At 45.1% G+C, this 26,357-nt stretch carries 32 protein-coding genes and 1 pseudogene; 12 read left to right on the top strand and 21 right to left on the bottom strand.

Annotation, left to right across the window (positions count from 1 at the left end; genetic code table 11):
* Nucleotides 1–5: 5 nt before the first annotated feature.
* The 5 genes from JNUCC21_RS10150 to cdaS form a co-directional block, all read right to left on the bottom strand.
* Nucleotides 6–896 carry a MoxR family ATPase gene (locus JNUCC21_RS10150; RefSeq protein WP_003153758.1) on the bottom strand — a complete coding sequence of 297 codons (891 nt, stop codon included), beginning with the start codon at nucleotides 894–896 and terminating at the stop codon, nucleotides 6–8.
* Nucleotides 897–973: 77 nt separating this feature from the next.
* A complete protein-coding gene (locus JNUCC21_RS10155) occupies nucleotides 974–1,564 on the bottom strand; it encodes a superoxide dismutase family protein (RefSeq protein WP_007407968.1) in 591 nt (196 codons plus the stop codon).
* A gap of 81 nt (nucleotides 1,565–1,645) precedes the next feature.
* Complete coding sequence (locus JNUCC21_RS10160; protein WP_150941267.1) at nucleotides 1,646–2,887, bottom strand: LysM peptidoglycan-binding domain-containing protein; 1,242 nt, start codon at nucleotides 2,885–2,887, stop codon at nucleotides 1,646–1,648.
* A 320-nt stretch (nucleotides 2,888–3,207) separates the two neighbouring features.
* Complete coding sequence (locus JNUCC21_RS10165; RefSeq protein WP_150941268.1) at nucleotides 3,208–4,419, bottom strand: macrolide family glycosyltransferase; 1,212 nt, start codon at nucleotides 4,417–4,419, stop codon at nucleotides 3,208–3,210.
* 118 nt (nucleotides 4,420–4,537) lie between these two features.
* Nucleotides 4,538–5,164: a sporulation-specific diadenylate cyclase CdaS gene (gene cdaS / locus JNUCC21_RS10170; RefSeq protein ID WP_369878092.1), complete on the bottom strand. Its 627-nt coding sequence runs from the start codon at nucleotides 5,162–5,164 to the stop codon at nucleotides 4,538–4,540.
* Nucleotides 5,165–5,441: 277 nt separating this feature from the next.
* Between cdaS and JNUCC21_RS10175 the strand changes: the two genes are divergently transcribed.
* Together JNUCC21_RS10175 and JNUCC21_RS10180 are read left to right on the top strand one after the other, a co-directional pair.
* Nucleotides 5,442–6,800: an MATE family efflux transporter gene (locus tag JNUCC21_RS10175; protein ID WP_032866245.1), complete on the top strand. Its 1,359-nt coding sequence runs from the start codon at nucleotides 5,442–5,444 to the stop codon at nucleotides 6,798–6,800.
* 13 nt (nucleotides 6,801–6,813) lie between these two features.
* Entirely contained in the window at nucleotides 6,814–7,662 is an 849-nt protein-coding gene (locus JNUCC21_RS10180; RefSeq protein ID WP_072589170.1) for an STAS domain-containing protein, read from the top strand.
* 27 nt (nucleotides 7,663–7,689) lie between these two features.
* Here the strand turns inward: JNUCC21_RS10180 and bshB2 are convergent, their stop codons facing one another.
* The 4 genes from bshB2 to rarD all read right to left on the bottom strand — a co-directional run bounded on the left by bshB2 (nucleotide 7,690) and on the right by rarD (nucleotide 9,962).
* Nucleotides 7,690–8,355, bottom strand: coding sequence for a bacillithiol biosynthesis deacetylase BshB2 (bshB2, locus tag JNUCC21_RS10185; RefSeq protein WP_007407961.1), 666 nt, complete (start codon nucleotides 8,353–8,355; stop codon nucleotides 7,690–7,692).
* A 17-nt stretch (nucleotides 8,356–8,372) separates the two neighbouring features.
* Nucleotides 8,373–8,723, bottom strand: a complete 351-nt coding sequence (locus tag JNUCC21_RS10190; protein WP_007611980.1) for a YojF family protein — start codon at nucleotides 8,721–8,723, stop codon at nucleotides 8,373–8,375.
* Entirely contained in the window at nucleotides 8,720–8,998 is a 279-nt protein-coding gene (locus tag JNUCC21_RS10195; protein ID WP_003153742.1) for a hypothetical protein, read from the bottom strand. Before JNUCC21_RS10195 ends, JNUCC21_RS10190 begins: the two co-directional genes overlap by 4 nt.
* A gap of 67 nt (nucleotides 8,999–9,065) precedes the next feature.
* Entirely contained in the window at nucleotides 9,066–9,962 is an 897-nt protein-coding gene (rarD, locus tag JNUCC21_RS10200; protein WP_072589171.1) for an EamA family transporter RarD, read from the bottom strand.
* A gap of 97 nt (nucleotides 9,963–10,059) precedes the next feature.
* Between rarD and JNUCC21_RS10205 the strand changes: the two genes are divergently transcribed.
* Entirely contained in the window at nucleotides 10,060–10,524 is a 465-nt protein-coding gene (locus JNUCC21_RS10205; RefSeq protein ID WP_012117757.1) for a hypothetical protein, read from the top strand.
* A 34-nt stretch (nucleotides 10,525–10,558) separates the two neighbouring features.
* On the opposite strand, the gene JNUCC21_RS10210 is transcribed toward JNUCC21_RS10205, so the two are convergent.
* Nucleotides 10,559–10,798 (bottom strand): hypothetical protein, encoded by a 240-nt coding sequence (locus tag JNUCC21_RS10210; RefSeq protein WP_003153736.1) that lies wholly within the window; start codon nucleotides 10,796–10,798, stop codon nucleotides 10,559–10,561.
* A gap of 202 nt (nucleotides 10,799–11,000) precedes the next feature.
* On the opposite strand from JNUCC21_RS10210, the gene JNUCC21_RS10215 reads away from it, so the two are divergent.
* Together JNUCC21_RS10215 and JNUCC21_RS10220 are read left to right on the top strand one after the other, a co-directional pair.
* Complete coding sequence (locus JNUCC21_RS10215; RefSeq protein ID WP_015240015.1) at nucleotides 11,001–11,390, top strand: tautomerase family protein; 390 nt, start codon at nucleotides 11,001–11,003, stop codon at nucleotides 11,388–11,390.
* Nucleotides 11,391–11,452: 62 nt separating this feature from the next.
* Nucleotides 11,453–11,805, top strand: a pseudogene (locus JNUCC21_RS10220) (hypothetical protein).
* Nucleotides 11,806–11,844: 39 nt separating this feature from the next.
* Here JNUCC21_RS10220 and JNUCC21_RS10225 read toward each other — a convergent pair.
* Nucleotides 11,845–12,186: a winged helix-turn-helix transcriptional regulator gene (locus tag JNUCC21_RS10225; protein ID WP_003153729.1), complete on the bottom strand. Its 342-nt coding sequence runs from the start codon at nucleotides 12,184–12,186 to the stop codon at nucleotides 11,845–11,847.
* A gap of 129 nt (nucleotides 12,187–12,315) precedes the next feature.
* On the opposite strand from JNUCC21_RS10225, the gene JNUCC21_RS10230 reads away from it, so the two are divergent.
* Nucleotides 12,316–12,924, top strand: a complete 609-nt coding sequence (locus tag JNUCC21_RS10230) for a nitroreductase family protein (RefSeq protein ID WP_085342089.1) — start codon at nucleotides 12,316–12,318, stop codon at nucleotides 12,922–12,924.
* A gap of 43 nt (nucleotides 12,925–12,967) precedes the next feature.
* On the opposite strand, the gene JNUCC21_RS10235 is transcribed toward JNUCC21_RS10230, so the two are convergent.
* Together JNUCC21_RS10235 and JNUCC21_RS10240 are read right to left on the bottom strand one after the other, a co-directional pair.
* Complete coding sequence (locus JNUCC21_RS10235; RefSeq protein ID WP_349552570.1) at nucleotides 12,968–13,570, bottom strand: alpha/beta hydrolase; 603 nt, start codon at nucleotides 13,568–13,570, stop codon at nucleotides 12,968–12,970.
* A 2-nt stretch (nucleotides 13,571–13,572) separates the two neighbouring features.
* Complete coding sequence (locus JNUCC21_RS10240) at nucleotides 13,573–14,505, bottom strand: ring-cleaving dioxygenase (RefSeq protein WP_369878093.1); 933 nt, start codon at nucleotides 14,503–14,505, stop codon at nucleotides 13,573–13,575.
* A 176-nt stretch (nucleotides 14,506–14,681) separates the two neighbouring features.
* Here JNUCC21_RS10240 and JNUCC21_RS10245 point away from each other — a divergent pair, with 176 nt between their 5' ends.
* Together JNUCC21_RS10245 and JNUCC21_RS10250 are read left to right on the top strand one after the other, a co-directional pair.
* Nucleotides 14,682–14,882 (top strand): DUF3311 domain-containing protein, encoded by a 201-nt coding sequence (locus tag JNUCC21_RS10245; RefSeq protein WP_003153716.1) that lies wholly within the window; start codon nucleotides 14,682–14,684, stop codon nucleotides 14,880–14,882.
* The gene (locus tag JNUCC21_RS10250; RefSeq protein ID WP_012117763.1) at nucleotides 14,882–16,372 is read left to right on the top strand and encodes a sodium:solute symporter; all 1,491 of its coding nucleotides are present in this window, start codon (nucleotides 14,882–14,884) and stop codon (nucleotides 16,370–16,372) included. The genes JNUCC21_RS10245 and JNUCC21_RS10250 overlap by 1 nt, the downstream gene beginning before the upstream one ends.
* Nucleotides 16,373–16,415: 43 nt before the next feature.
* Here JNUCC21_RS10250 and JNUCC21_RS10255 read toward each other — a convergent pair whose 3' ends face one another.
* A complete protein-coding gene (locus JNUCC21_RS10255; RefSeq protein ID WP_025284867.1) occupies nucleotides 16,416–17,885 on the bottom strand; it encodes a glycoside hydrolase family 30 beta sandwich domain-containing protein in 1,470 nt (489 codons plus the stop codon).
* A 147-nt stretch (nucleotides 17,886–18,032) separates the two neighbouring features.
* The gene (gene bglA / locus JNUCC21_RS10260; protein ID WP_369878095.1) at nucleotides 18,033–19,475 is read right to left on the bottom strand and encodes a 6-phospho-beta-glucosidase BglA; all 1,443 of its coding nucleotides are present in this window, start codon (nucleotides 19,473–19,475) and stop codon (nucleotides 18,033–18,035) included.
* 249 nt (nucleotides 19,476–19,724) lie between these two features.
* On the opposite strand from bglA, the gene JNUCC21_RS10265 reads away from it, so the two are divergent.
* A complete protein-coding gene (locus tag JNUCC21_RS10265) occupies nucleotides 19,725–20,450 on the top strand; it encodes a GntR family transcriptional regulator (RefSeq protein WP_015417645.1) in 726 nt (241 codons plus the stop codon).
* A gap of 60 nt (nucleotides 20,451–20,510) precedes the next feature.
* Here the strand turns inward: JNUCC21_RS10265 and JNUCC21_RS10270 are convergent, their stop codons facing one another.
* Nucleotides 20,511–21,914: a S41 family peptidase gene (locus JNUCC21_RS10270; RefSeq protein ID WP_039254848.1), complete on the bottom strand. Its 1,404-nt coding sequence runs from the start codon at nucleotides 21,912–21,914 to the stop codon at nucleotides 20,511–20,513.
* A gap of 145 nt (nucleotides 21,915–22,059) precedes the next feature.
* On the opposite strand from JNUCC21_RS10270, the gene JNUCC21_RS10275 reads away from it, so the two are divergent.
* On the top strand, nucleotides 22,060–22,761 hold the full coding sequence (locus JNUCC21_RS10275; RefSeq protein WP_007407947.1) for a class I SAM-dependent methyltransferase: 702 nt from the start codon (nucleotides 22,060–22,062) through the stop codon (nucleotides 22,759–22,761).
* 92 nt (nucleotides 22,762–22,853) lie between these two features.
* Nucleotides 22,854–23,105, top strand: coding sequence for a hypothetical protein (locus JNUCC21_RS10280; RefSeq protein ID WP_007612011.1), 252 nt, complete (start codon nucleotides 22,854–22,856; stop codon nucleotides 23,103–23,105).
* Nucleotides 23,106–23,148: 43 nt separating this feature from the next.
* On the opposite strand, the gene JNUCC21_RS10285 is transcribed toward JNUCC21_RS10280, so the two are convergent.
* Both JNUCC21_RS10285 and deoD read right to left on the bottom strand, forming a co-directional pair.
* Nucleotides 23,149–23,967, bottom strand: coding sequence for a D-alanyl-D-alanine carboxypeptidase family protein (locus tag JNUCC21_RS10285; protein ID WP_007407945.1), 819 nt, complete (start codon nucleotides 23,965–23,967; stop codon nucleotides 23,149–23,151).
* Between the two features lie 83 nt (nucleotides 23,968–24,050).
* The gene (deoD, locus tag JNUCC21_RS10290; protein ID WP_003153702.1) at nucleotides 24,051–24,749 is read right to left on the bottom strand and encodes a purine-nucleoside phosphorylase; all 699 of its coding nucleotides are present in this window, start codon (nucleotides 24,747–24,749) and stop codon (nucleotides 24,051–24,053) included.
* Nucleotides 24,750–24,885: 136 nt separating this feature from the next.
* On the opposite strand from deoD, the gene JNUCC21_RS10295 reads away from it, so the two are divergent.
* A complete protein-coding gene (locus JNUCC21_RS10295) occupies nucleotides 24,886–25,011 on the top strand; it encodes a hypothetical protein (protein WP_003153701.1) in 126 nt (41 codons plus the stop codon).
* Between the two features lie 54 nt (nucleotides 25,012–25,065).
* On the opposite strand, the gene JNUCC21_RS10300 is transcribed toward JNUCC21_RS10295, so the two are convergent.
* From JNUCC21_RS10300 to JNUCC21_RS10310, 3 genes are all read right to left on the bottom strand, one after another.
* Nucleotides 25,066–25,386: a YodL domain-containing protein gene (locus JNUCC21_RS10300; RefSeq protein WP_012117769.1), complete on the bottom strand. Its 321-nt coding sequence runs from the start codon at nucleotides 25,384–25,386 to the stop codon at nucleotides 25,066–25,068.
* A gap of 59 nt (nucleotides 25,387–25,445) precedes the next feature.
* Nucleotides 25,446–26,057: a phosphatase PAP2 family protein gene (locus tag JNUCC21_RS10305; RefSeq protein WP_025284872.1), complete on the bottom strand. Its 612-nt coding sequence runs from the start codon at nucleotides 26,055–26,057 to the stop codon at nucleotides 25,446–25,448.
* 73 nt (nucleotides 26,058–26,130) lie between these two features.
* Nucleotides 26,131–26,304 (bottom strand): YozD family protein, encoded by a 174-nt coding sequence (locus tag JNUCC21_RS10310; protein WP_003153696.1) that lies wholly within the window; start codon nucleotides 26,302–26,304, stop codon nucleotides 26,131–26,133.
* Nucleotides 26,305–26,357 lie beyond the last annotated feature (53 nt).

Below are 26,357 nucleotides of genomic sequence, written 5' to 3' on the forward strand. Positions count from 1 at the left end.
ATCCCTCATTCGAACAGCGTTTCTGCAATATTTCTGACAGCGGCTTTTTCCCTGTCATCGTCAAGTTTTTCTACGATGCCTCTTTCAATCGCCCGTTTCGGCGGGATGTACGCAGCCAAGTCGCACGTATCAATGAGAGCCCTGATGGACGCCGCTTCTTCTGACACTTGTCCGTTATGCGCTTGTGCGATTAAATCAGAAGACAGCGTCATAAAGCGCTCAATTAATTTCTCATCTTTTAAGACAGACTGAGAGGTCAGCACCTGCTTCAGGAGGCTTCCTTTAATATACGGGACATCAATGATGACAAAACGGTTTTTAAGGGCTTCGTTCAGCGGAACGGTGCCGACGTAGCCTTCATTAATCGCGGCGATAACACCGAATCCTTCGCTTGCCTTAATCACTTCTCCTGTAAAGGGATTTGTCATCATTTTTCTGTAATCAAGCACGCCGTTTAGAATCGGAAGGGTTTCAGGCTTAGCCATATTGATTTCGTCAATGTATAAAAAATGTCCTTCGTTCATTGCGGTTGTTACAGGTCCGGGAACGAATTCAATTGTCGCCTGTCCCTGTTCATTTTCAATCGTTTTATAGCCGACAAGCGCTTCTGCATCGAGGTCTACGGAGCAGTTGACGCTGTGCATCGGTTTATGAAAATAGTTCGAAAGCGTTTCCGCCAATTTTGTTTTCCCTGAACCCGTCGGTCCTTTTAATAAGATATTTTTTCCCATAGTCAAAGCGATGACGGCATCGAATACAATCGCTTTATCTTCGGCCTCATAGCCTGATGATCCGATTAAATCCCGGAATTCTTGGGAAACGGGATGATTTTGATAAGCCTGCAGTTTGTTTTGTATATCTTCCGGAAGTGATAGGTGCTGTAATTCTGAAGTCATAGGTGATGTTTCCTTTCCATTTGTATTCCATAACCGAGTATACTAAAAAAGCCCTTGTATACTCAATACAAAAGGGCTCATTCCCTGCGGGCGCTTTTTGTCAGGGGAGCGCAGGCGATTCTGGCTCCGGAATTTCCGCTCGGGTTTGTCAAATAATCGTCCGTATGTTCATGAATGACGAACGCGCTTCCGTCCCGGTCGAGCAGGCTGAGTCTGCTCCCTTCTTTTAATGAAGTTTGCGGCGCGTTCATAATGACATCCACTTTACCGTCAGCCCCCACTTCAAGATTGGGGAGATCCCCGGCGTGATGACCCATCGGATTGTTGAAGCCGTGTTCTTTGTTCAAAGGGTTGAACGGACCGCCGGCTGATTCGAAATCAGGTGCCTGACAAGTCCCTTTTTCATAAATATGAAATCCGAGAGAAGTGCCGGGCGGCAGATGCCCCGCTGATATATGAATGTCTGACCCTTCATCATCAGATTCCCTCACTTCGATATATCCGATCGTTTTTCCGTTTTGATTGATGAGTCCGGCATGCTCACGGTATGCAGAAGCTTCCAATGCGCGGCTTTCCCCATGTTTTTTGGGCGGAACAGGAGCGGGTCTCCCCCCGCAGCCGCAAAGCGTAATTGATGCGAGCATGAGAAAAAGCAAGAGACGATTCATGCTTCCTCCCCCTTATTTTTTACCCATCAGTCTTGTCAAAACGTAAAAATGGTAAACAAAAAAAGCCCCGAAAGGCTTTTTTTAAAAATAACTGCGCGCTCCTAAATAAGCTTTTTTCCAATACGGATTGCTTAAGTTTGAAACTTCAACCCCGGAGGAGCTTGCGTGAATAAAATCTCCTCCGCCTAAATACATCCCCATATGAGAAGGGCCCGCTTTATATGTCGTAAAGAAGACAAAGTCGCCTGCTGACGGCTGGCTGATATGTTTCATCGTATTCCAATATCCGGCCGTGCTCAGACGGGAAACAGAGCTTACCTTATTTAAAAGGTAATAGATGTAACCGCTGCAATCGAAGCCCGCAGGCGTATTGCCTCCCCAGCGGTAAGGCACGCCGACATGTTTTTTCGCCTCGCCTATCATTCTGTCAATCTTTGACCCTGTCACCGGAGGTTCGGGAGTATTCGGCTTGTTTGGTTTTGCCGGTTTGTTATCCGGCTGCCGCACAGGATCTTCTGTTTTTCCCGTTCCGTTAATCACCAGAACTTGTCCGATTTGAAGCACATCAGTTGTCAATTTATTTTTTTCTCTGATGAACTGAGCGGTGATGCCGAACCGATTAGCAATTTTCCAGAGGGAATCGCCTGCTTTTACTTTGTAAGTGGATGGCTTCTCAGAAGGGTTTGAATGAGATGGCGGTGTTGTGCCGCTGTTTCCGTTATGTGAAGAACCTTTGATCTTTAACACTTGATTCGGATACAGCATGTCTGATGTTAATTGATTCAGCTTTTTCAGTTCGGCGATGGTGATGCCGGTTTGATTGGCGATTTTCCACAGCGAGTCACCCGGCTTCACAGTGTAAGTCCCTGATGCGCCTTTATCAGGCTTTGTCTGTCTGCCGCCTCCGTCCGTGCCGCCGGCAGACCCTTTAATTTTCAGTTTCTGGCCCGGATAGATGACATCTGAACTCAAACGGTTCAGGCTTCTCAGCTCAGAAACGCTCATTTTGTATTTTTTTGCGATCACCCATAACGAGTCTCCGTATGTAACTGTGTAGTCACCCGTGCTTCGTTTTCCCTTTTGCCCCGTTTTATGTGTGCCGCTGCCGTCGGGAATGTGCAGCCGCTGTCCTGGGTGGAGTATCGTTGATTTCAGTTTATTTTCCGCCTGCAGGGCTGAAATACTTGTATGATATTGCCGGGAAAGCTTCCAAAGAGAGTCGCCGCTTTTTACTTGAATGGTTTTTGCTTCAGCGGCATGCACGGCGAAGGTTGAAGTCATTACTGCAGATACAGCCAGTCCGGCTGCGATTTTTTTCTTCATATAACGAAAAACCTCCTATTTATCATTGCTGAAAGGGACGTTCCTTTTCTTTGGACGCCGCCTGTTATACAGGATTCATTCAGAAGTCGACATTAATTCCGATTCATTTGGCCTTAGATCATCACCAATGCCACACATTTTACATAAATTGAGAACATTTCACAAAAGACTTTGGAATCATTTTCATAACATGGCTTTTTTCCGCGACATTCCACCTTTCTTGTCTGTTTTTCATACAATTCTCTTTACGGCGTGAAAAATCCTCCCGAAAAACAATCAAAAAAAGCCCGCTTCCTTTAAAGGAAGCGGGTGAGGGCTGATTACAGAACCCGGGTCTCGGCAGTTTTCACGTCTTCTGCTATCAATTCCGCTGCACGCTGTGCTCCGCCGGCCGCTTTCAGGGATTCTCCGATTTCAGAAGCTTTTGTCTGATATTCAGGATTTTCGCTCAATTCTTTTATTGCTTCAGTAAGCAGTTCCGCTGTTACATCTTCTTTTTTAAACATTTTGCCCGCGCCCGTCTTTTCCACTTGGCTTCCGACGGCGAACTGATCTGCGCCCATCGGAATGACGATCATCGGGGTTTTGTAGTAAAGCCCTTCGCTCGTACTGTTCATTCCGCCGTGAGTGATAAATAAGTCCGCTCTCTTCAGGATCTCAAGCTGCGGAACATAAGGCTTGACAATGACATTCTCAGGAATTTCATCAAGCTCCGCCGGATCAAGATGTTTGCCGATTGACATGACGGCTTTTCCGTTAAAGTTTCTGACCGCTTTTAAGCATTTATTAAACAATTCCTTCTGATTGTTAAAAATCGTACCCATGGAAATAAACAGGACTTTTTCTCCTTCAAGCTGTTCAAACGGGAAATCTTGAGCCGCCGCCCTTTCGGTTATGGACGGACCGACAAAGAGATAAGAATCGCCAAACTCTTCTTCTTTCAGCTGAAACGCTCTTGAAGTAAATACGATGGTTTTTCTGCCGTCATTTGAGAAAATATCATACGGCGTTTTAATGTCTGCGCTGAATTCTTCATTGAGCCGGCTGACCGCTTCGGTATAAGCCGGATAATGAGATGATTCCTCTGATACAAGGTTTGTATTTGAAAACACTTCTTTAATAAATGCTTCATTCATTGCAAATGTCGTACAAAGTGAATATGCCGGCAGTTTCAGCTGGTTTCTCACGAGCCTTCCTGCCAGAAAATGATGATCATACAGGATGTAGTCGTAGGATTCATCTTTTACTTCCTCAAGAATACGGAGTGCGGCTTTTTTGGAAGTCTCAATCATTAATAGCAAAAACTCGGTAGCGTCCCGCTGTTCATCACCCGTTGCGTTTTTTCCGAATTCATCTTTACGGAAATCTTCATATTCACGGAATTCCGCTCCGCTTGACGCGATTTTGTTCTCATATTCCTTCACGCCGTAATATACGACATGTTCCCCTTTTGCCTTCAGTTCTTTTACGACGCCTAAAGACGGATTGATATGCCCTTCTCCCGGAAAGCCGATCATCAATACATTTGCCATCTTTCCACTCCCTATTCTTTTAAATTTTATGTATATTTAAACGATAACATCAATACAGAAAAAGGTAAAGATGTTCACCTTATTAATATTAAATGGGTACAATATTCCCATTTTCTTATTATTTCGCATGAAGCGCCCGCGGCGAAACAAGCGGATACAGTCCGCCGTCTTTAGCAAAGGACATTTTTCCCGTTTCTTCTGAAACAACGAGCACGAGTGCATCAGTCACGGCCGAAAGTCCCATCGCGGCCCTGTGGCGCGTCCCGTATTTGAGATCGACATGTTTTGGTGTGAGCGGAAGCACATTGGCTGCTGATACCACCCGGTTTTCTCTGACCAATACGGCTCCGTCATGAAGCGGATTGCCGGGATAAAAAATACTCTCAATTAAAGCTGCACTGATCTCGGCATGCAGGCTGGTCCCTTTTTGTATCATTCCGTCCAGCGGATCTGCACGTTCAATCACAATCAGCGCTCCGTGTTTTTCTTCCGCCAGATGCTGCACGGCCCTCGCCAGCTCTGTATAGGAAGGCGTAAAATGTTCGATATATGACTGCAGGTAAAACGACGAAGCGACAGCCTGCATTTCCTGAAACGTATGTCCCAGTTCATCTAATTCGCAAAGAAGGCATTGGTCTTTTTCATTCAATGTCCGCAGTATCATTCCGGCATCCTCTGTAATTTGTTTCAAATACGTTTGAACGGCAGCGGTAAACGCGCTTTCCGTCATTTGAGTGTGGCGCATGTCACATCAGCTCCTTTCCCTTATTTTCTGCATCGCGCGCATGGATATGCGCCGCTGTGTGCACCATAATCATGAAAGGAGGCGCACATCATATGGAATTCGCACGGCTGATGCAATATATCTGCACCTTTTTAGGGGTCATTTCACTTTCATTCATTTATGCCAAGATGTTTAAAAAGCCGAAACCGGACAAAAAAGAGTAGGCCGGCTTTCATTGCTTTTTATACATAAAATGTTATAATTTCTCTCGTTAAAATAAAGAAACGGGGAACCTAACTTGAGAGAAACGAACACGATCGGCCAAAAGGTCAGACAGCTGTTACATATCTTCATTCCGATTTTAATCACACAGGCGGGCCTTTCCCTGATCACCTTTTTGGATACGGTGATGTCAGGGAAAGTGAGCGCTGCCGATTTAGCCGGGGTTGCAATTGGTTCAAGCCTGTGGACGCCGGTTTATACGGGCCTGGCAGGAATATTAATGGCCGTTACGCCCGTTGTTTCGCAGCTGTTTGGAGCCGGCAGACAAAAGGAAGTGCCGTTTTCCGTCATCCAGGCCGTTTATGTAGCGGCCGTTCTCAGTGCGGCGGTTATCCTGATCGGCTTTTTCACCGTTGATATGATCTTGGGACATTTGGGCCTGGAACCTCGTGTCCGGACGATCGCAAAACACTTTTTAGGCTTTTTATCCCTCGGTATTTTTCCTTTGTTTGTGTACACCGTTTTGCGCTCGTTTATTGATGCACTCGGCAAAACGCGAGTCACAATGCTTATTACGCTTTGCTCATTGCCTATTAATTTTGTTTTAAATTATGTATTTATTTTCGGGAAATTCAACATGCCGGCATTGGGAGGAGTCGGGGCGGGGCTCGCTTCCGCCCTGACTTACTGGTGTATTTGCGCCATCAGCTTTTTTATCGTCTGCAGATTTGAGCCGTTTGCCGGGTACTCTGTATTTCGGAAACTGTACCGTTTTTCTCCGTCTGAATGCAGAAAGCTTTTGAAAATCGGATTGCCTATCGGTTTTGCGGTATTTTTTGAAACGAGCATTTTTGCGGCTGTCACACTGCTTATGAGCCATTTTCAGACGGTGACGATTGCAGCCCACCAAGCGGCAATGAATTTTGCTTCCCTCTTGTATATGCTGCCGCTCAGCGTATCCATGGCCATGACCATTTTGGTCGGCTTTGAAGCAGGCGCAAATCGCTACAGGGATGCCCGCTCATACAGCTATATCGGGATCGTGATGGCGCTTAGTTTTTCTTTATGCACGGCGGCTTTCATTTTGCTGTTCAGACCGCAAATCGCCGGAATGTATACATCAGATCCGGCGGTGCTCATGTTGACGCAGCACTTTTTAATCTATGCGCTGTTTTTCCAGCTTTCTGATGCCGTAGCAGCTCCGATACAAGGCGCTCTGAGAGGATATAAGGATGTCAACTATACACTCGGCGCGGCTTTTGTGTCGTATTGGATTATCGGGCTTCCGGTCGGTTACGCAGTCGGCACTTATACGGGCCTCGGGGCATACGGCTACTGGATCGGGTTAATTGCAGGACTTGCCGCAGGAGCTGTCGGTTTATTCTTCAGACTGATGAAACTGCAAAAGCATTATGTGAAAAAAATGATTTCATAAAGGAGGAGCAGCAATGCCAAAACATAAACTGCTGTACGATTATTTAACTGAACGGGCGGAGGACATCAGTCAGACATGGTTTGATACCCTTCATGATACGGATCCTGATTCTGTTTATGCTTCTACTGACCTTGCTGTACTCACGAATCTGAAAAAACAAAATCTGGCGTTTAATTATCAGCTCAATCGGATTTTTTCTGAAGAGAAGGAAGTATATACAGCGGCATTAGAAAAGTGGGCGTTCGAAGCCGCACGGGATGAAGAACATTTAAAAACTCCCATCCATTATATTATTCGCGAGTTTATCAGAGTTCGTGATTTGTATGTCGGCCATGTCAAGCAGTTTACCAGACTTCATGCGGACACCGTGACAGAAGAAGATGCCGAAGATATATTCCATACGCTGATTAAATCGTTTGATGTGGTCATTCATATTTTCATAGAAGAAATGTATAAAAACACAAACATTCAGCTTGAAGCGCAAAAAGAATTGATTACCGAGCTGAGCTCGCCGGTAATTGTGCTTTTTGACAATGTCGGACTGCTGCCGCTGATCGGGGATATTGACACGGCAAGAGCCAAAATGATTTTAGAGAATACGCTGCACCAGTGTTCAGAGAAGCGCATCACGCAGCTGTACATTGATTTATCGGGCGTAGCCATGATTGATACGATGGTTGCCCAACAGCTTTTCACCTTAATTGAATCACTCGGAATGCTCGGCGTGAAAGCGACATTATCCGGAATCCGTCCTGAAATCGCCCAAACCGCAGTGCAGCTGGGACTGAGTTTTTCAAATTTATCAATAAGGTCTTCGCTTGCAGAAGCGATCGCTTCCGATCTGACACAAAAAAAGGGATAAGGCATTTCAGCCTTATCCCTTTTTTTATCAGTCTTTCCACGGATATGTCCAATACACTTCTTCTTCAAACCATGTCTGAAGAACCGGCTCGTTATTTTTTATTTTTTCTTCCAGCTCTCTCAGCATGCCTTCCGTTTGGGTGCGGTGCGCTTTTAAGGCATTCATTTTAATATCGGCAACCTCTTTAATATCAAGAATAACATCAGGCTTGCCGACGGCTTCCTCCCTGTTGCGGGTGATTGCCATGCAAAGCGTGCGCGGGCGGTCCTCTTTTTTCTTTCTGTAAAGCGCTCTGATAACCGCTTCGCCGCATGCATCATGATCCGGATGGACGCCGTGCTCCGGATAGAATGTGACAATCAGACTCGGTTTTACATCGTCGATAATCTCTTCCATCATATCAGCGAGCCACTCGTCATCTTCAAATTCAAGTGTTTTATCACGAAGCCCGAGCATTCTCAGGTCAGTAACGTCCATTGCTTTGCATGCGTCGATCAGCTCTTGTTTTCTTAACAGCGGCAGTGTTTCACGGTTCGCGAAAAAAGGGTCTCCCATGTTCCGCCCCATTTCGCCAAGCGTTGCGCATGCATACGTAACGGGAATATCTTTTTGTCTGTGTAAAGCAATCAGCCCTGCCACTCCGTATGATTCATCATCAGGGTGAGGCAGGATGACGAGTACATGTTCTTTCATGATTTTCACCCTTTTCTTTAAACTGTAAACGGCTTTTCGCTGATTTGAAGCGAAATCGCCAATTTTCCGCCCGGCAGATGCCCTGCCATTAACAAGCGGTCTTCGTCATCTACTGTATATTCAGTCAGACCTTCTGCGTAAATCCAGCCTTCTTCCGTTTTCAAACCGACGCGGTACGGGCCGTTTCCCTTGATTTTCGCCTGATGGTACGTCACTTTTGCATTGCGTATATAGGCTACAACCGTCATGTTTTTCTCATTCAGATGCGCTGAATAAGAACCGGTCGTTGTTTCCAAATGGATATATACAGGACGATCGGCATATCGCTCTAAAGAAGTTTGCACATCTTCTTTTATAATCGCTTTCATAGCTGCTCCCCTCTTTCTTCTTTTAAAAATTGCAAACGCTTCGTATGTAGTTCAACCAATTCATATTTCTCAATCGGCCGCAGCCGGGAATCTACAATTCGCTGCACCGCCAGAGCAAACTTTTCCTCGGGTGACTTCCGGAGCCTCGGATGTGTTCTTTGATCAAGCAATTCAAGATCAATTGCCTTCTCCGCTTCTTCAAGAGTTGAAGCCGGGAGAGTGCGGTTATTCCACAGTGCCTGATAGGCTTTTGCTATGTCTTTATCAGTGCCCATTGTACAGCTCCTTTACATACTCGTAATGATTATACATAATTTAAGCTATCGCTGGAAAGCGAAAGGCTTAGCGGCTTTTTATCGGCCGCTTCCATTTTATCTGTGAAAAGGTAAACAAAAGCAATGCTGCCCATATACAAATGAAGGTAAACGCTTTTTGCCCGGAAAACGGTTCATGATACACAAATACGCCGAGCATAAGGGTAATGGTCGGCGCTATATATTGCAAAATGCCGACTTGATACAGCGGCAGACGCTTTGCCCCCTCTGCAAACAGCAACAGCGGCAGGGCCGTAAATACGCCTGCGAAAAATAGGAGCGCCCATGTTCCTGCCCCCAAGGACCCGGAAGTGCTCCCGTAAGCTGTATATCCTAAATAAATAAGTGCAGCCGGGGTAATCAAAAGCGTCTCCAGCGTCAGTCCGATCGTGCTGGACATGCGGGTTCTTTTTTTACATAAGCCGTACAGACCGAAGCTGAATGCAAGCAGCAATGCGATATAAGGAACCGCGCCATATTGAAACGCAGATATGATCACGGCCGCCCCGGCAATAGAAACGGCTGCTGTTTGCATCTTGTTAAGCTTCTCTTTTAAGAATAGGATGCCCAAAAGAACGGAAACGAGCGGATTAATGTAGTACCCGAGACTTGCTTCAAGCAAAAAGCCGTGATTGACGGCCCATATGTACACAAACCAATTAACGGAAATTAAAACGGAAGCGAAAAAAAGCGCCAGCAGGCCCCCTTCCGATTTCAAAAGACGCAGTTCACGCCATCCGGTTTTCCACTTCTTAAGCACAGTTAAAAGCACACACATGAAAACAAATGACCATAAAATCCGGTGAGCTAAAATGTCCAATGCGGGTATTTGTTCAAGAAGTTTCCAGTAGACCGGAAACAGCCCCCACATGGCGAAAGAACAAGCGGTATAAATGATTCCTTTTCTTGCGTTATTCCCTTGCACGGCCTTCCCCTTCCTTTCTGTAAACAGATTATATTATATCACGGGAAGCTTCCGGCGGGCATATACTATGTTGTCCGTTAAGAAAGGGTGAGATGCCGTGTTTGATTGGAACAAATATTTTCCCTTCCAAAATCAGTTCTCTAAAGAAACGTTTAAAAATGCTGATCCGAAAGATGTCGAGACATATGTCAACCGAGTGATGGAAAGCGTATTCGGCGCCGGTTATGCCGGACAGTTCCCTTTTCGCGATCCCATGTCCAAAAATGCCGAGCCGGTCGAAGCGGAACCGCCCAAGCCGGAAATTGACCTGTTTGAAACATCCGATCATGTTTTTGCGAAAATTCCCGCCGAACAAGAGGAACTCGACCGTATCAGGATTAAGCATACGTCACACAGCCTCGTTGTAGAGAACAGCAGTCTGGGAGAAGGAAAAAAAGAAATCGTCCTTCCGAGCCTCGTCAAACGGAAAGGAACAAAAGCAGTCTATAAAGACGGGATGATTGAAGTTATGTTTTCAAAACAGGAAGACTACAATCTATCGGAAGTGGAGATTTTAAGATAAAAAAACGGCCCGCGCGATGCAGGCCGTTTTTTCTTTAATAAAATGGCGGATAACCGCCGGCTCCCGGCCCAAAACCGCCGTATGGGACGCCTCCGTATCCGTAACCGGCGAACCCGTACGGATAGCGGGGTCTTGTGAAACCTGTGGCAATCACGCCTCCGAGAAGACCGCCTAAAAATCCGCCGAATAAAGGAGCGCCGAACAAAAAAGGACTTCTCGCCGGAAATCCGGCAGGACCGAAATTCCCGCGATACAATGCATGACGAGGGTACATGTTTTTCCTCCTTTATGTCTGCCTATTCTTAAGCGTATTCATAAAATGAGGAAATTGATTGGGCGATTGTAACAACATGTGCCTTTCTGTGATATTGCATTAATGTATAAATATTTTGGTTATAATTTGATTACATTTTGATTAACTGTTATACTTTTTTACAAGTTGCGACATGATAAAAAACCATCAGGGGGAATAAAATATGCCATTACTTCGTTTTGACGTTATTGAAGGCCGGGATGACGCAGCATTAAAAAAATTACTGGATACCGCCCATTACGCCATGGTTAAAGCTTTTGACGTCCCTGTAACGGACCGTTATCAGATCGTTCACCAGCATCGGCCTCATGAGCTTATCATTGAAGATACCGGGCTCGGTTTCAAAAGAAGCAAAGATCTTGTCATCATCAGCATTGTCAGCAAAGCGCGCACCGAACATCAAAAAGAAACGTTATATCAACTGATGGCTGATCAGCTTAAAACAGAATGCGGCATATCACCCGAGGACATCATGATTTCCATTACAGAAAACGGGAACGCCGATTGGAGCTTCGGGCTTGGTGAGGCTCAGTTTTTAACCGGGAAACTGTAAAAGGCCTCCCCGCTTGTTCTGAATGATTGCAAACTGAATAAAAGAGGGATGTATGTTGGTTAGTGAGTTATATCCTTTTTTGCGGATTTAAAGGATTAGAGACAAATCCCGTTTATAACGGCGAATATCAAAAAACATTGATATTTGCCCCTGCTGCGGGTTTGAATTCGGCTACAGTGAGGACCATGACGTAAGCTTAGGGTTTATTGTAACGCCTGATCATTTAATTGAAGCGGCATTTCAGTTATACCGGAAACAGTGGATTGAGGGAGGAATGAAACTATTTTCTCCAAATGATGTCCCGGCGGAATGTAAAAATGATCATTTCCTTACATTCGATGCTCTATTAAAGCAATTAAAAGGCTTGAACCTCAATCTGAACAATTTTGATATTAATGGTTTTTATGACGAGTAAACATGATCATTAAGAAAAGGCTGCCTTGGGCAGCCTTTGTTATTCATCACATGTGTCGTTGGCAGATCCCCCGGGCTCGCAAAAACTGTCTGCCCATTTTTGCATTTCCTGAAAAACGGCTTGCAGGGCCATGCCTTTATCAGTCAGTTTATAAATGACTTTGACAGGTGTTTCAGGCAGCACCTGACGCTCGACAATTTCATTTTGTTCCAGCTCTTTGAGCCGCTCCGCGAGCATTTTTTGGCTGATTGTCGGTATCGTTTCGGTCATATCTTTAAATCGTTTCGGCCCGTCCATCAGTACATGGATAATGAGGCCGTTCCAGCGCTTTCCCAAAAGAGAAAAAGCGGATTCCATTTTAGGACACATTGTATATCCCACGTGCGTTCATCCCTTCATCTATGAATTGACAAGTTTTTTGTGATCCATTAAAATTAGTTTTCGAGTTACATTTAGTAAGCTTCTAACTTTTCTATTATGATAACACGTTTATCCGAAGGAGGAAACATGATGACATCCGTATTAGACGTTTTAAAAGAACGCGCATCTGTTAAAGAATACGATAAAGACGCGATCATTACAAAAGAGGAATTAACAGAACTCCTTGAAATCACAACGCAAGCGCCTTCCGCCTGGAACCTTCAGCATTGGCATTTTCAAGTCTTTCACAGTGATGAAGCAAAAGCTGCCCTGCTTCCGGTTGCTTTTAATCAAAAACAGATTATTGATTCATCAGCAGTTATTGCCGTATTAGGCGATTTAAAAGCAAATGAAAATGGTGAAGACGTTTATGCTGAACTGGCTGAGCAAGGCAATATCACAGAAGAGATTAAACAAACGCTTTTAGGCCAGATTAACGGTGCATACCAAAATGATCAGTTTGCCCGTGATTCAGCATTTTTAAACGCTTCTTTAGCAGCGATGCAGCTGATGCTTGCCGCTAAAGCAAAAGGCTACGACACTTGCGCGATCGGCGGATTCAATAAAGAGCAATTCGTTAAGGAATTCGACGTGAGCGAGCGTTTCGTGCCCGTCATGCTGATTTCAATCGGCAAAGCCGTTAAGCCGGCGCATAAAAGCAACCGGCTGCCTGTATCTAAAGTGTCAACTTGGCTGTAAGATGAAAGAAACCCTTAGTCCGCTTAAGCAGACTAAGGGTTTTTTATAGGAATCGCTCACTGTACCAGGTTCGTGCCTGCTCTGCTTCCTGCTGTGTGAGCTGATGACCGCCCTCCTGCCATTCAAGAGCAACGGATGCATGAGCATCTGTCAGATACTGATAAAGCTCCTCCGATTCTTCTTTTGTACATAGGGGATCGCGTTTTCCCGCACCGATAAACACAGGCAGCCCTTTCATATCAGGCAGCTTCACTCCGCGTATCGGCACCATCGGATGATGCAGAACCGCTCCTTTCAGTACATCTTTATAATGAAACAAAAGACTTGCTGCAATATTGGCGCCGTTTGAATACCCGGCAGCAATCACGTTTTCTCTGCTGAATCCGTACATTTGCGCCGCTTCATCAATAAAATTCTTTAATTCTTCCGTCCGTTCAATTAAATCTTTCTCGTCAAATACGCCTTCTTTCAGCCGCTTAAAAAAACGGGGCATGCCGTTTTCCGACACTGATCCTCTGACCCCGAGCAGACTTGCGTTCGGATCGATAAAACGTCCGAGCGACAGAAGATCATGTTCATTTCCTCCCGTTCCGTGCAAAAGCAGCAGAACATTTTCTGACGTTCCCTGTTCAAACACATGTTTCATCATCATTCTCCTTTCTCCATTTTGGGCAAAACAGCTGTAATCTGGCTGCGATGCTCTTCCAGCCATTCCGGAAGCTTCAGCTCTGTTCCGAGATTTTCAAAGGATTCATCCGTCATAAACCCCGGTTCATCGGTTGCCATTTCAAATAAAATGCCGCCGCTTTCTCTGAAATAGATTGAAGTAAAGTAAGACCTGTCAAGAATGTCAGATGAAGCAAGATGAGAATCAGCAAGAATATCCTTCCATTCCGTCTGCTCTTTTTCGCTAGTGCGGAAAGCGACATGATGAACTGTCCCGTAACCGCCGATACCTGCTTCTTTCGGTACGAGATCAACATCTATAATATGTCCGATCCGCGCCTCCGATTGCAGCCTGACAATCTGATTTTCTTCTCCTGTCTTTGAATAACCGAAGCATTCTTTGAGAAATTGAATGGTTGCTTCAGGACGGTACGAGTACAGAAGAACACCTCTCATGCCTGTGATCGCTTCTTTTTCAGTAATACCCGCAGGAGTCCATTCACTCTGTCCGCTTCTTTCATCTTCCATTATGGCAAGCGGCAGGTCTTCTGTATCATTAAAGAGAAGCACTTGTTCAGACAGCATGATCTGTTCTTTTACAGACAAGCCGTTTTCTTCAAGCCGGCGCTTCCAAAACGCGAGTGCTCCTCTCGGCACGGAGAAATAAATTCTTCCGGCCTGCCCTTTTCCCACGGTTCCCGGGCGGCTTCCCTGAAAAGGAAAAAATGTAATGATCGTGCCCGGCTCTCCGTTTTGGTTGCCGAAATAAAAGTGATAAGTGGCCGGGTCGTCAAAATTAACGGTTTTTTTAACGAGCCGCAAACCCAGCACTTCAGTATAAAACCGAAGATTTTCAGCAGGATCTTTTGCAAATGCGGTAACATGGTGCAATCCTTGCGTATTCGATGTATTCACTCCTAAATATCTTGATTTCGAGATATTAACTATTTTAATTTAATATGAATGAAGATGCAACTAAAGTGTTTCAGTTAAAAAAGTAATAGAATTCTTTTTTTTCTGAAAAATATCTTGTGATCTTATCTGACACCTGCTATGATAAGGAGCATTATCAAGTTTCAGGAGGAAAGTAAATGGTCAGAAAAGCACTAATTTTCGTTCTCATCTTAATCCCTTTCAGCCAGCTGGCCCTGCTGTCAGTCGCTAATCGGGTTCATCCGATCATTATCGGGCTGCCTTTTTTTCATTTCTGGCTGCTTTTATGGATCGCAGTCACTCCATTATGTTCGTTTCTTATTTATAGGCTGCAGAAGAAACAAGGAGGACTGGACTGATGCCCGCAAATATAACAGCATTGATCATTACAGCCGTCATCGTTTTAACCGTTGTCTGTATCGGCTTTATAGCCGGGAGAGACAAATCATCACGCACTTCTGTTGAGGAATGGTCTGTCGGCGGCAGACGGTTCGGGGGGCTCCTCGTCTGGTTTTTAGTCGGCGCGGATCTCTATACGGCTTATACGTTTTTAGGCTTAACAAGCACAGCCTACACAGGGGGAAGCGTTGCTTTTTTTGCAATCCCGTATTCTGTTTTGGCGTATTTTATCGCGTATTTCTTTCTGCCGAAGCTGTGGAAAGTGGCAAAAATACACAAATTAACGACGCTTGCCGATTATGCCCGTGAGCGTTTTGACAGTAAACTTTTGGCCAGTCTTGTCGCCATTGTCGGCGTTCTAATGCTCATTCCTTATATTTGTCTCCAGCTGAGCGGAATTCAAGATACGCTTCAGGTGGCCGGAACGGGTGTCATTAATGTCAATATGGTCGTCATCATCTCTTTTATTCTTGTAGCGCTGTATACTTTTTTCAGCGGAATTAAAGGGCCGACGTTTACGGCAATTATTAAAGACATTCTCGTGTGGGTGATTATGCTGTTTATGGTCGTGTCACTCCCGCTGATCCATTTTCACGGCTGGACGCCGATGATTCACACTTTGGCTGAAAAAGCGCCGCAAATGCTGACGATTCCGGACTCGGGGCCGAAAGGAATTCCTTGGTTTATCACAGCTTCCATCGTATCTGCGCTGGCGCTCTTTATGTGGGCGCATGCGGCAACCGGCGTATTTACGGCAAAAAGCGCAGATGCCGTCCGCAAAAACAGCATGTTTCTGCCGCTTTATAATATTGTTTTGATTCTTGTTATTTTTCTCGGCTTTATCGCGTTTCTTGTCCTGCCGGAAGATACCAATCCGCGGCTTGCTTTATTGAAGCTGATTCAAACGTCTTACGGCGGAGTCGCGCAGGGCTTTGCTTACTCCACGATTGCCCTTGCGTCATTGATTCCCTGCTCTATCATGGCCATCGGAGCATCAAACTTATTTGCGAATAACTTATATCGGGATTTGATTCACCCGAATGTGTCACCAAGCAAGCTGACGATGATCACCCGTTCAATGGTATTTGTCGTCATCGGACTCGCGCTTTTATTCGGCATGCTGTTCCCGACTGCGCTCGTTACCCTTCAGCTTCTCGGTGTTTCCGGCATGGTTCAGATCTTTCCGGCTATCGCCGTCAGTCTGTTTTGGAAGAATCAAACGAAAGAAGCGACAATTATCGGTCTTCTCGTCGGTCTTATCGTGACATTCACGGTAAATATCACCCAATCCGCCCACGGTATATATGAAGGCTTTTGGGGTTTGACCGCTAACATGGCAGCCGTTATTATCCTTAACCCGTTTTTTGTAAAAAAAGCGGCTTCAAACGCCGTCAAAGACGGTTTATTCAATAAAGCGCCTTCTGATCAACTGAACCAAAAAGGCGCTTAACAGAAAGAAGCCGGCACGTAAATGTGCCGGTTTTTTACTTTTTTCACTTCCATTTGTAGGTAGCCACAGTTTTAGCCGGGATGACAGCTTCAAACTGCCGATTTTCTGAAACGACATGGAATTTTTGATCGGCGGATGTCTGGTTGATTACGACTGTCACAATGGATTGATCAGGATTAAGGAACGATACATTCGAGACTGTGTTTTTGGAGCCGTAATTACTTTCTATCCGCTTTGCTCCCCGGTCGATAAATTTTGAAAAGTTGCCTGTCATATGAAAGATCGGGATATTCCAATAGCGGTCAGGGTTTTTAGCATCCTGAATAAACAGCGTCGGGTCTGGGGTGCCTATCCAATGATGCGTCTTGATTTGACTGTCGAGCATCGTCACCCACGCATTGTAGCTCGACGCGCCGTTGCGGAAATACTGCGCGATCCGGTCCGCCCCTGCCGTCCCCCAGACAGACCGCTCCGTTAAGTGAATAGATTGATCAGGATATCTCTTTCCGATTTCCGACATGACGGAAAGGTCACCGTCATAATCGTGAAAAGCGATACCGTCTGCGGCCCGGTTTCCTTTTTTATCATCTAAAATCGGCGGAATATAGTTCCACGCCCCGCTCGCATTGTGATCATAAATCCAAATTTTCGTGTCAATTACGTGTTTTTTCATTTCTTTTTTTAAGGCCAGTGCCAGTTTGCGCTGCTGAGACGGCGGCATATACATGCTCGGATAGTCGATTTCCAGCAAAGGTTCATTTTGAAGGGTCATCGCATAAATCGGAATTCCCTGCTTTTCGTACGCCTCAATAAATTTGCGGAAGTAAACGGCCAGTGCGCCGATATATTTATCTTTCAGCTTTCCCCGCTTGAGGTTTTCATTCGTTTTCATCCAAGCCGGCGGACTCCACGGTGAGGCAATGATTTTCAGTTCCGGATTTATCGCCAGCGCTTCCTTGATGGTTGCTGTAATGTGTAAATCAATATCCTTTTGGATCGAGAAATGACGGAGCTTAGGATCTGTTTGGCCTTCAGGCATATCGTCATACGTATAAAATTCCTGTGCCGTAAAATCAGATGTCCCGATCGTTATGCGCATAACGTCCATTCCGATACCATCTTTGGGATCAACGAGTTTTTTCAGCACTTCCTTTCTTTTTGCGGGTGTCATTTTTGATAAATTATGGATTGTGGATTCTTCCAGGGACGATCCTACGCCTAACACATTTTGATAGCGGCGCGACGGATCAATATACACAGCGGCGGAGTCAGAAGCCTTCTTTTTTGTCAATGTAAGCGGTGTTTGTTCGTCTAAGGCGTATTTCACTTCCAGCGGCCCGTCATACCACGTACGGGAAGCCGGATCTTTTTCAGAACTGAACCACACCCTTACTTTGTTTTTGTCTGAAGCCTTCCGATCAGCCGCATACACTTCGGTTTCCATGCTGCTTGATATGAAAAAGAAAAACATAAGAAAAACCAGCGTTATGTGCAGACCTTTTTTAAAAAACATGAACCACCATCCCTTTCCTTATTTTTATAAGCGATTCTAATTGAAAAGCCGGACAGTCACCTCCTTCCCGCTTGAATGAATGCGCTTTCAAAATTACTGATAAAAAGCCGGCTTCACACAACGGTGAAGCCTTCCCTTTTTACACCTTTAAAATACATATGAGCCGTTTGTTTCAATCACTTTTTTATACCATTCAAATGAGTCTTTCTTAAGCCGCCTCATTGAACCATTGCCTTCATTATCCCGATCAACATAAATCATGCCGTAGCGTTTTTTCATTTCTCCGGTTGTAAATGACACGATATCAATAATTCCCCATGGTGTATAGCCCATTACATATACACCATCATATGTGATTGCTTTTTTCAAAGCTTTTATATGTGACGATAAATATTCAATTCTTGAAGTGTCATGAATTGAACCGTCCTCTTCTAATGTGTCGATGGCGCCGAATCCGTTTTCCACGATAAATAATGGAATCTGATAGCGGTCGTATAAGCGGTTTAATGTGTACCGTAAACCGGTCGGGTCAATCGCCCAGCCCCAATCACTCGCTGTAATATAAGGATTTTCCACGCCGTTTGGCAATCCTCCGTTTACGACATCTCCGGTATTATCGTTTGATACATCACTTTTTACGGTTGTAGACATGTAATAGCTGAATCCGAGGTAGTCCACTCGGCCGTTTTTCAAAATCTCTTCATCACCGTCTTCAAAGTGTATCTGATAGCCTTCTCTTTCAAACTCTTTTAACGCATAGCTTGGATAATATCCGCGAACCTGCACGTCCGGGAAGAAAAAACGCTGTCTCATCGTTTCTTCAGCCAGCATCACATCGCCGGGGTGAGATGAGTACGGGTAAATCGGAACATGTGATACCATCGCGCCGATCCTGAACTCAGGATTGATGTCTCTTCCCTTCGAAACAGCCAATGCGCTTGCCAGCAGTTCGTGATGGCCGGCCTGATACATGACTTCTTTTGCGTTTTCGTTTTCTTTGACGGCGACGCCCGAGTTCGTCCATAAAAAGATCGGATTATTCACATCCATCTTATTATTGATTTCGTTAAACGTCATCCAATACTTCACCTTATGTTTATAGCGTTCAAAACACACTTCAGCGAATTTCACAAAAAATCCGACTGTTTTTCTGTTTCTGAAACCGCCGTATTCCCTCGCCAAATGCAGCGGCATCTCAAAATGTGACAGCGTGATTACCGGTTCAATCCCATGTTTCAGCAATTCATCAAACACCCGGTCGTAAAAAGCCAATCCTTCCTCATTGGGCTCGGCTTCATCACCTTTAGGAAAAATTCTGCTCCAGCCGATGGACGTTCTTAAACATTTCAGGCCCAGCTCGCTGAATAATGCGATGTCCTCTTTATAACGATGATAAAAATCGATCGCTTCATGATTCGGATAAAATTCCCGCTCTTCAATTGTATCTGTTATTTTCCGGGGCACACCATGCGCGCCTGCCGTCATGACGTCCACTACACTCGGCCCCTTGCCGCCTTTATTCCATCCCCCTTCAAATTGGTGGGCGGCCAGAGCGCCTCCCCATAAAAAATCTTTTGGCAATGTCCCCATCGTTTATATCCTCCTTTATTTGACTGCCGCTTGCATGCCGAATAAATGCACTGCAGCCGCTTCAAGCATCCGCTTCGCAAGTGCAGAAGAATGCCTGCCTTTATTTTCATATTATACGTTTACATTATAATTGTACCGGTATAATTTATCAATACATAAACAATTATAGTTAATTTACGAAATGGCTTTTAAAAACGATTATGCTATAATTCTGGAAGAAGCGGGACAATAAATGAATGAGGAATGTATATGTTAAAATACCAGCAAATCGCGATAGATATTGAAAAATACATAGAAGAACATCAGCTGCAGCAAGGGGATAAACTGCCTGTGCTGCAAACCTTAATGACACGGTTTAACGTGAGCAAAAGCACGATCACCAAGTCCTTAGATTTATTAGAAAAAAAGGGGATTGTGTTTCAAGTGAGGGGAAGCGGCATTTTTGTCAGACGGAATAAAAGAAAAGGGTATATCAGTCTGCTTTCTAATCAGGGATTTAAAGAATCACTTGAAGATTTTAATGTCACTTCCAAATTATTAGCGCTGGAAGTGAGAAAACCCACGCCTGAGGCTGCCCAAAATCTGAATATGCCGCCTGACGGCGACGTGTATTATGTCAAGCGAATCCGATATATTGACGGGCTGACATTGTGTATCGAAGAGTCATTTTACAACAAATCGATTATTACGTATTTGAATAAAGAGATCGTGGCAGAATCAATATTTGATTATATTAGAGAAGGTCTCGGGTTAAAGCGCGGTTTTTCAGATTTATATCTGTACGCGGGGATGTTAAATGAGGAAGAAGCGGAGTACTTAGGTCTGTTTACAGGAGCGCCTAAGCTTTGCGTTGAAACGATTTTTCATTTAACCAACGGCCAGCCGTTTGACTTCTCAAAAGTCACCTATCACTATGAGCAATCACAGTTTTTCATTCAGGCGAACAGCCACCTTTTTGAACAGGAAACGACATAAGACGGGCTTTTCGCAAACAAAAAACACCCAATGCGCGAGCGGCGCATCGGGTGTTTTTTACTATTTCATATTCTTATTTAATGTTTCAACGGCTTTTTTCATTTGTGTATCGTTGTCCGCAAGCTGTTTTTGCAGATCCGTCATCAATTTGGCCGTTGTGTCTCCCTTTATAATGCCTGTTTGTTTCAGTTTCTCTTTTGCTTGGAATTGTTTAACGGCTTGTTCAAATGCTTTATCATACGTGCCGTTTACTTTCACGCTGTACCCCAGCGCTTTCAGCATTTTTTGCGCATTGGTGACGGTGGTTCCGGAATCCCCGTATTTGTATGTTTTTTTCGCATCTAAATACGGCAGGTTCGCATATTCAGGAAGCTTAACCTGATATTGCGGTTTAATGCCTTTTTTATGAATCCACTCTCCGTCCGCTGTCAGCCATTTAGCGATTGTCAGTTTAACGGTAGAACCGTCGCTGTAATCTTTTGCCGTCTGCACGGTTCCTTTTCCGAACGTTTTCTCGCCGATCAGCGGAATGCCCGATGATTCATGCAGCGCAGCCGACATGATTTCCGCGGCGCTCGCGGTGCCGTCATTGACGAGGACGACTGTCGGTTTTGTCACTTTGCGCTCTTTCGTCGCTTTCATGACCTCTTTCGTGCCGTCTTTGTATTCGACCTGCATGATATTTTTCCCTTTATCGATAAACATGTTGCTCATTTTGATGGCTTCATCCATCAGTCCGCCCGGGTTGCCCCTTAAATCGAGAATGTATCCTTTCGCTCCTTGTTTTTCGAGGCTGTCAATGGCTGAATTCAGCTCTTTTGCCGTCGATTCGGAGAAGGATGTGATTTGGATTTCGCCGATGTCTCCTTTTTTCATTTCAGAGTACACCGTTTCAACCGGAATGGTGTCACGTTTGATCGACAGGTTCAGATCGCCGACACCCGCTCTGTGCAGCACAAGCTTGACGTTTGTTCCCTTTTTGCCGCGGATTAATGCGACGGCTTCGTTTACATTAAGGCCTTTAACGCTTTTGCCGTTGACCTTCAAGATCTGGTCATTCGGTTTAACCCCCGCTTTTTCCGCGGGTGACCCTTTAATCGGCGATACGATCAGGATGCTGCCGTCCTTTTCTTCCACTTGTGCGCCGATGCCTTCAAACGAAGCGGAAATGGTTTCTTCAAAAGACTTTCCTTCCTGCGGGTCCATATAAGAAGAATATGGATCATCCAGGGAACTGATCATGCCTTTTATCGCTCCGTCTACTAATTTGCTGTCATCTGTTTTTTGATAGTAATCACTTTTAATCTGCTCGTAGGCTTTATTGAATTTCTCAAATTTGCTGTTCGTCAAAGCAGCCGATCCTTGCCCGAAAATGGTCGTATTGCCCGTGATAAACAGCGTAAGCGCCGAGGCTGCGACCGCAGTGATCAATATAATAAAAAACAGTTTAAATTGCCGCTTCAAGAAAACACCACCTTTTTATTCTTACATTATTATCATAGACGAACGCTCATTCGTCAACTTCAAACATGAGGCGCCCTTCTTTCCCGTTTACCCAAACCTATGCTTTTCTCTCAACATATGCTGAGGAAAAAGGAGGATTCGGCCTTTGAGCAAATATTTAGAAATGCTGTCCTTATTCGGAGTCGGAGGGGCTCACCCCGGCGGGCTCGCTTTTTCCAAAGCCGTTCTCACAAAAGCGGCTCCTCCTCCTGGCGAACCGATTCTTGACGCCGGCTGCGGAACGGGACAGACGGCCGCTTATCTCGGCCACCTGCTGTACCCCGTCACCTGTGTTGATAAGGATCCCCTTATGCTTGAAAAAGCAGCAAAACGATTTGCCGCTGAAGGCTTAACCATTCCGGGCTATTTGGCGGAGCTTGAGCGGCTTCCGTTTGCTGAAAATCAATTTTCCGCCGTTCTTTCCGAATCAGTTCTCACCTTTTCAAATCTTGATTCATCGCTGTCTGAAATCCTGCGAGTCCTTAAACCCGGGGGTATGCTGATCGGCATTGAAGCTGCTTTACAAAAACCCATGCCGGAAAACGCCATCACGCAGATAAAAGACTTCTACGGTTTTACCGTATTGCAGGATGAAACGGCATGGAAACAGAGATTGCTTCAGCAAGGCTTTCAGAAAGCGGATTTCATTCCCGCTGTCTATGAAAACAATGCGCAGGAGCCGACTACAGAAATGGATTTATCACCCGTTATTCAGCCGGTTCACTACGATACGCTGACGGCTCATTACGAGCTTATGCAGACGTACCGTGAATATATGGGACACTGCGCTTTTGTCGCTTACAAGTAAAACGGCGATTGTCCTCCTGTTTTCGTCCAACCTTTTTACCGCACTCTATCATAAGCTGACATAGAAAGATAGGTTGGATAGGAGGAGAAAAGATGCAAAACTATTATCATCTTTGCCGGCAGCACCAGGGAAAAGTAGCAAGAATTACAGAACGAAACGGCAGAGTCCACGTCGGAAGAATCGTACGGGTGACTAACAGCAAAGTGTATATCGCCCCTGTCGGCGGCCGTCACAGAGGATACGGGTTCGGCTATTGGGGAGGCTGGGGAGGCTGGGGAGCAGCCTACGGTATCGGCCTTGGTTTAATTACCGGATTTGCGCTTGGAGGTTTACTCTTCTGGTAATAAAGAAAGCCCGCTTTCTATTTTTCAAGCGGGCTTCTTCTTATTACACTTTCTTTACTTCATTAAAATATTCTTCAAGCGTTAATTGATGGTCATGGATGGCTTTTGCCGCTTTTTTGCCTACATAGCGTAAATGCCATGGTTCATACTCATACTTTGTGACATTTTCTTTGCCTTTAGGATAGCGGATGATAAAGCCGTATTCATACGCATGGTCTTTCACCCATTTGCCGTCCGCCGTGTTTCCGAACGCTTCATTCAGCTCATATCCGTTGCTTTTGCTGGAAATGTCCATGGCAAGCCCCGTCTGGTGTTCGCTTTGCCCTGGATATGCGACGGCTTCTTTCGCCTTTTTTTCACCTTTCAGACTGACTTCATTATCGAAAATAACTTTCTGTCTGTCATAAGAGCGGTATCCTGAAACGGCAACCAGGTCATAACCTTCTTTTTTCCCGGCGCTGAATAGTTCCGCCAAAGCATCGGCGGCAGGTTTGCGGATATATCGTTTCTCGATTTTCTCAGTAAAAGAAAATTCGACTTTCGGGATCACGAGATCATTCGGTTTATAATCTCCCGGCAGCGTGTATGTCTTATTCACGAGCGCAAGTGTATTTGTCGGGTTTTGAATGGTCTCAAGCCCGTTCACTTCTTTAATATCATTAAAATATTTGCTCTCCAATACAAAATCGCTGTTTTCTGCCTTCGTTGTTTTTTTGCTTGATGTGTCATCTGATTGTTTTGTTTCAGCTGCTGTTTTTGTGTCCTTGTGGCTGTCGCCGCCTGAAATGCTGCAGCCGGTTCCCACGATTGCGGTTACGCTGAGAGCGGCAGCGAGCGAGAACCATTTAGTGGATTTCTTCATTTTACACTTACCTTTCTTTTTTTGAATCAGGGCGATGCATAAAGAAGAGGGCTGCTTTAATCAGCATAACCCTCATCTCAAGTTTACGATACAGTATGCAGCGCCAGTTTAATCATATCATGAAAAGTCGTTTGACGCTCTTCTGCCGTTGTTTCTTCTCCCGTTAATACGTGATCGCTTACAGTCAGGATAGACAGCGCTTTTTTGCCGTATTTAGCGGCAAGCGTATATAAAGCAGTCGTTTCCATCTCTACGCCGAGAACGCCGTATCTGGCAAGCTTTTCGATTTGGGAGTCTTCATTGTAAAACTGATCGGCGGTGAATACGCTTCCGACCGCTACGGGAAGATTGTTTTTTTGCGCTTCCTGGTACGCTTTATGAAGCAGTTCGAAGTCTGCGCAAGGAGCATAATCTACACTGCCGAAGGCGACACGGTTCATCTGTGAATCAGTTGAAGACGTCATAGCCAAAATCACGTCACGCACCTTCACGTCATTACGGATGGCTCCGCATGAGCCGACTCTGATTAAGTTTTGAACATCATAGCTTTGAATCAGTTCATTCACATAAATAGAGATAGACGGAACACCCATGCCGGTGCCTTGGACTGATACTTTTTTACCGTTATATGTACCCGTAAATCCGTACATTCCTCTGACTTCATTATAGCATTCCACATTTTCAAGATAAGTTTCCGCAATAAATTTCGCTCGGAGCGGATCTCCCGGCAAAAGCACTGTATCCGCAATTTGGCCTTTTTCTGCGTTTATATGTACACTCATTTCCTTTTCCTCCTGCCTATTCAAACTCCCACCCATTGTACACTGAATAACGGTAAGAGACAATCATCAGCATGATCAGGGCGATCTTGGGCAGAATATGCGGGATGACAAGCTTAAAGTAAAAGGAGTGAACATAATGGGCAAAAAACAGCGTAACCGGGTGACCGGCCAGAAAAAGAACAATCACGTGCCCGTTTCAGACGTCATTGCAGCTGATGAAGCGCATGGAAAAGAGCATTCCGCCGCTAAACGGAAGCCTTAACACTGTCTTTCCCAGACAATACGGAAGCCGGCTGAAGATTCAGCCGGCCCCGTCTTACCTCGGCTGGACGAGCAGCCGGTTAATTTTGCTCCATCCCGCAGGGTTAAGCCTGTAATAGGTCTTTCCTTTTCTTCCTTCGTCTATGAGTATGACATCTCCGGTCGCTATGAATCTGGCTTGATAGTCGTTTGGGACCGTATCAGGCACATTAAAAACAGAAAATGCCCTTTCCAGTGCGTCTTGATGATTGTCAGCGGCCAGCTCTGTCCGATAGACGACCCTGTATCCCTTTTTCTCGCCGTAGCGGGGTGTTTGAAAAATCGTCACATCATAGGCGCAAATCTTTTTTTTAAACACGGGCAGCGATAACAGCATCAAGATCCCTCCCTCTTATTTCTTAATAGTATTAGCGTTTTTTCTCATTTTTCCTGTCTCTATTTTTGTCGAAACGGATGATACTTTTCGTCAAAGAGCGCAAAAAGCGAAACGAGGCAAAGTCCGAGACTGAATCCGGCAAGCACATCCGTCGGAAAATGCGCGCCCAAATAAATTCTGCTGAATCCGATCAGAATGACGAGAACCCCGGTAAAGACGGTGACGGCCCGTTTTCTTTTCGTGAAAAACGGAACATGCTTGATCAAAAAGTAAGCGATGACGGGATACATCACGGCCGAATTCATGGAGTGGCCGCTCGGAAAACTGTATGAGGTTTCATGGACGAGCGGTTCAAAAGCGGGTCTGGCTCTTTCAATCAATTCTTTTATTTTTATGTTTACAATCCGTTCAATGAGAAAGAGAAGCGGCAAAAAAACAACATCCGGCGTTTTTTTGTACATATACAGAGCCGCGCCTGTCAAAAGAAGAAGCGGCAAAAGCACCGCGGTCGTGCCGAGCTCCGTTATCCATAACATCAATTCATTCAGCCAGGCAGCCCTGATCCTGACAGCCGCTTCTATGACACGCTCATCAAAAACCCGGACGGCTTCTATCCGGATCGCTGCTGCGAGCAGAATAAACAATGCGAAAAGACTTGCTGGCTTGTACAACGTTTTCCCCCCATGTTTCATTCTCCCGAGCTGATTGAAAAAACCGAAGCTTTTTCACTTCGGTTCCGCAGTTTCAGTCTTCATCAAGCTCTTCGTCTATCATACATTTTTCTAATAAATAATCAAAGGTGATGTCGGCTATTTCGAAGATTTCCTCTTCACTCGGTATGTACCCGCGCATAGCAAGCTGACTGTAAAAATAATCAGCTATTTCTTCTGTGTCAATCACAAGATCTATTTCTTTCATGCAAACACCGCCTCCTTTTTTATGTTTTATGAAAAAACCGTTCAAATTATACC

Origin of the sequence: Bacillus sp. JNUCC-21, from assembly GCF_041222765.1 — a bacterium.
GTDB classification, from domain to species: Bacteria; Bacillota; Bacilli; order Bacillales; family Bacillaceae; genus Bacillus; species Bacillus velezensis.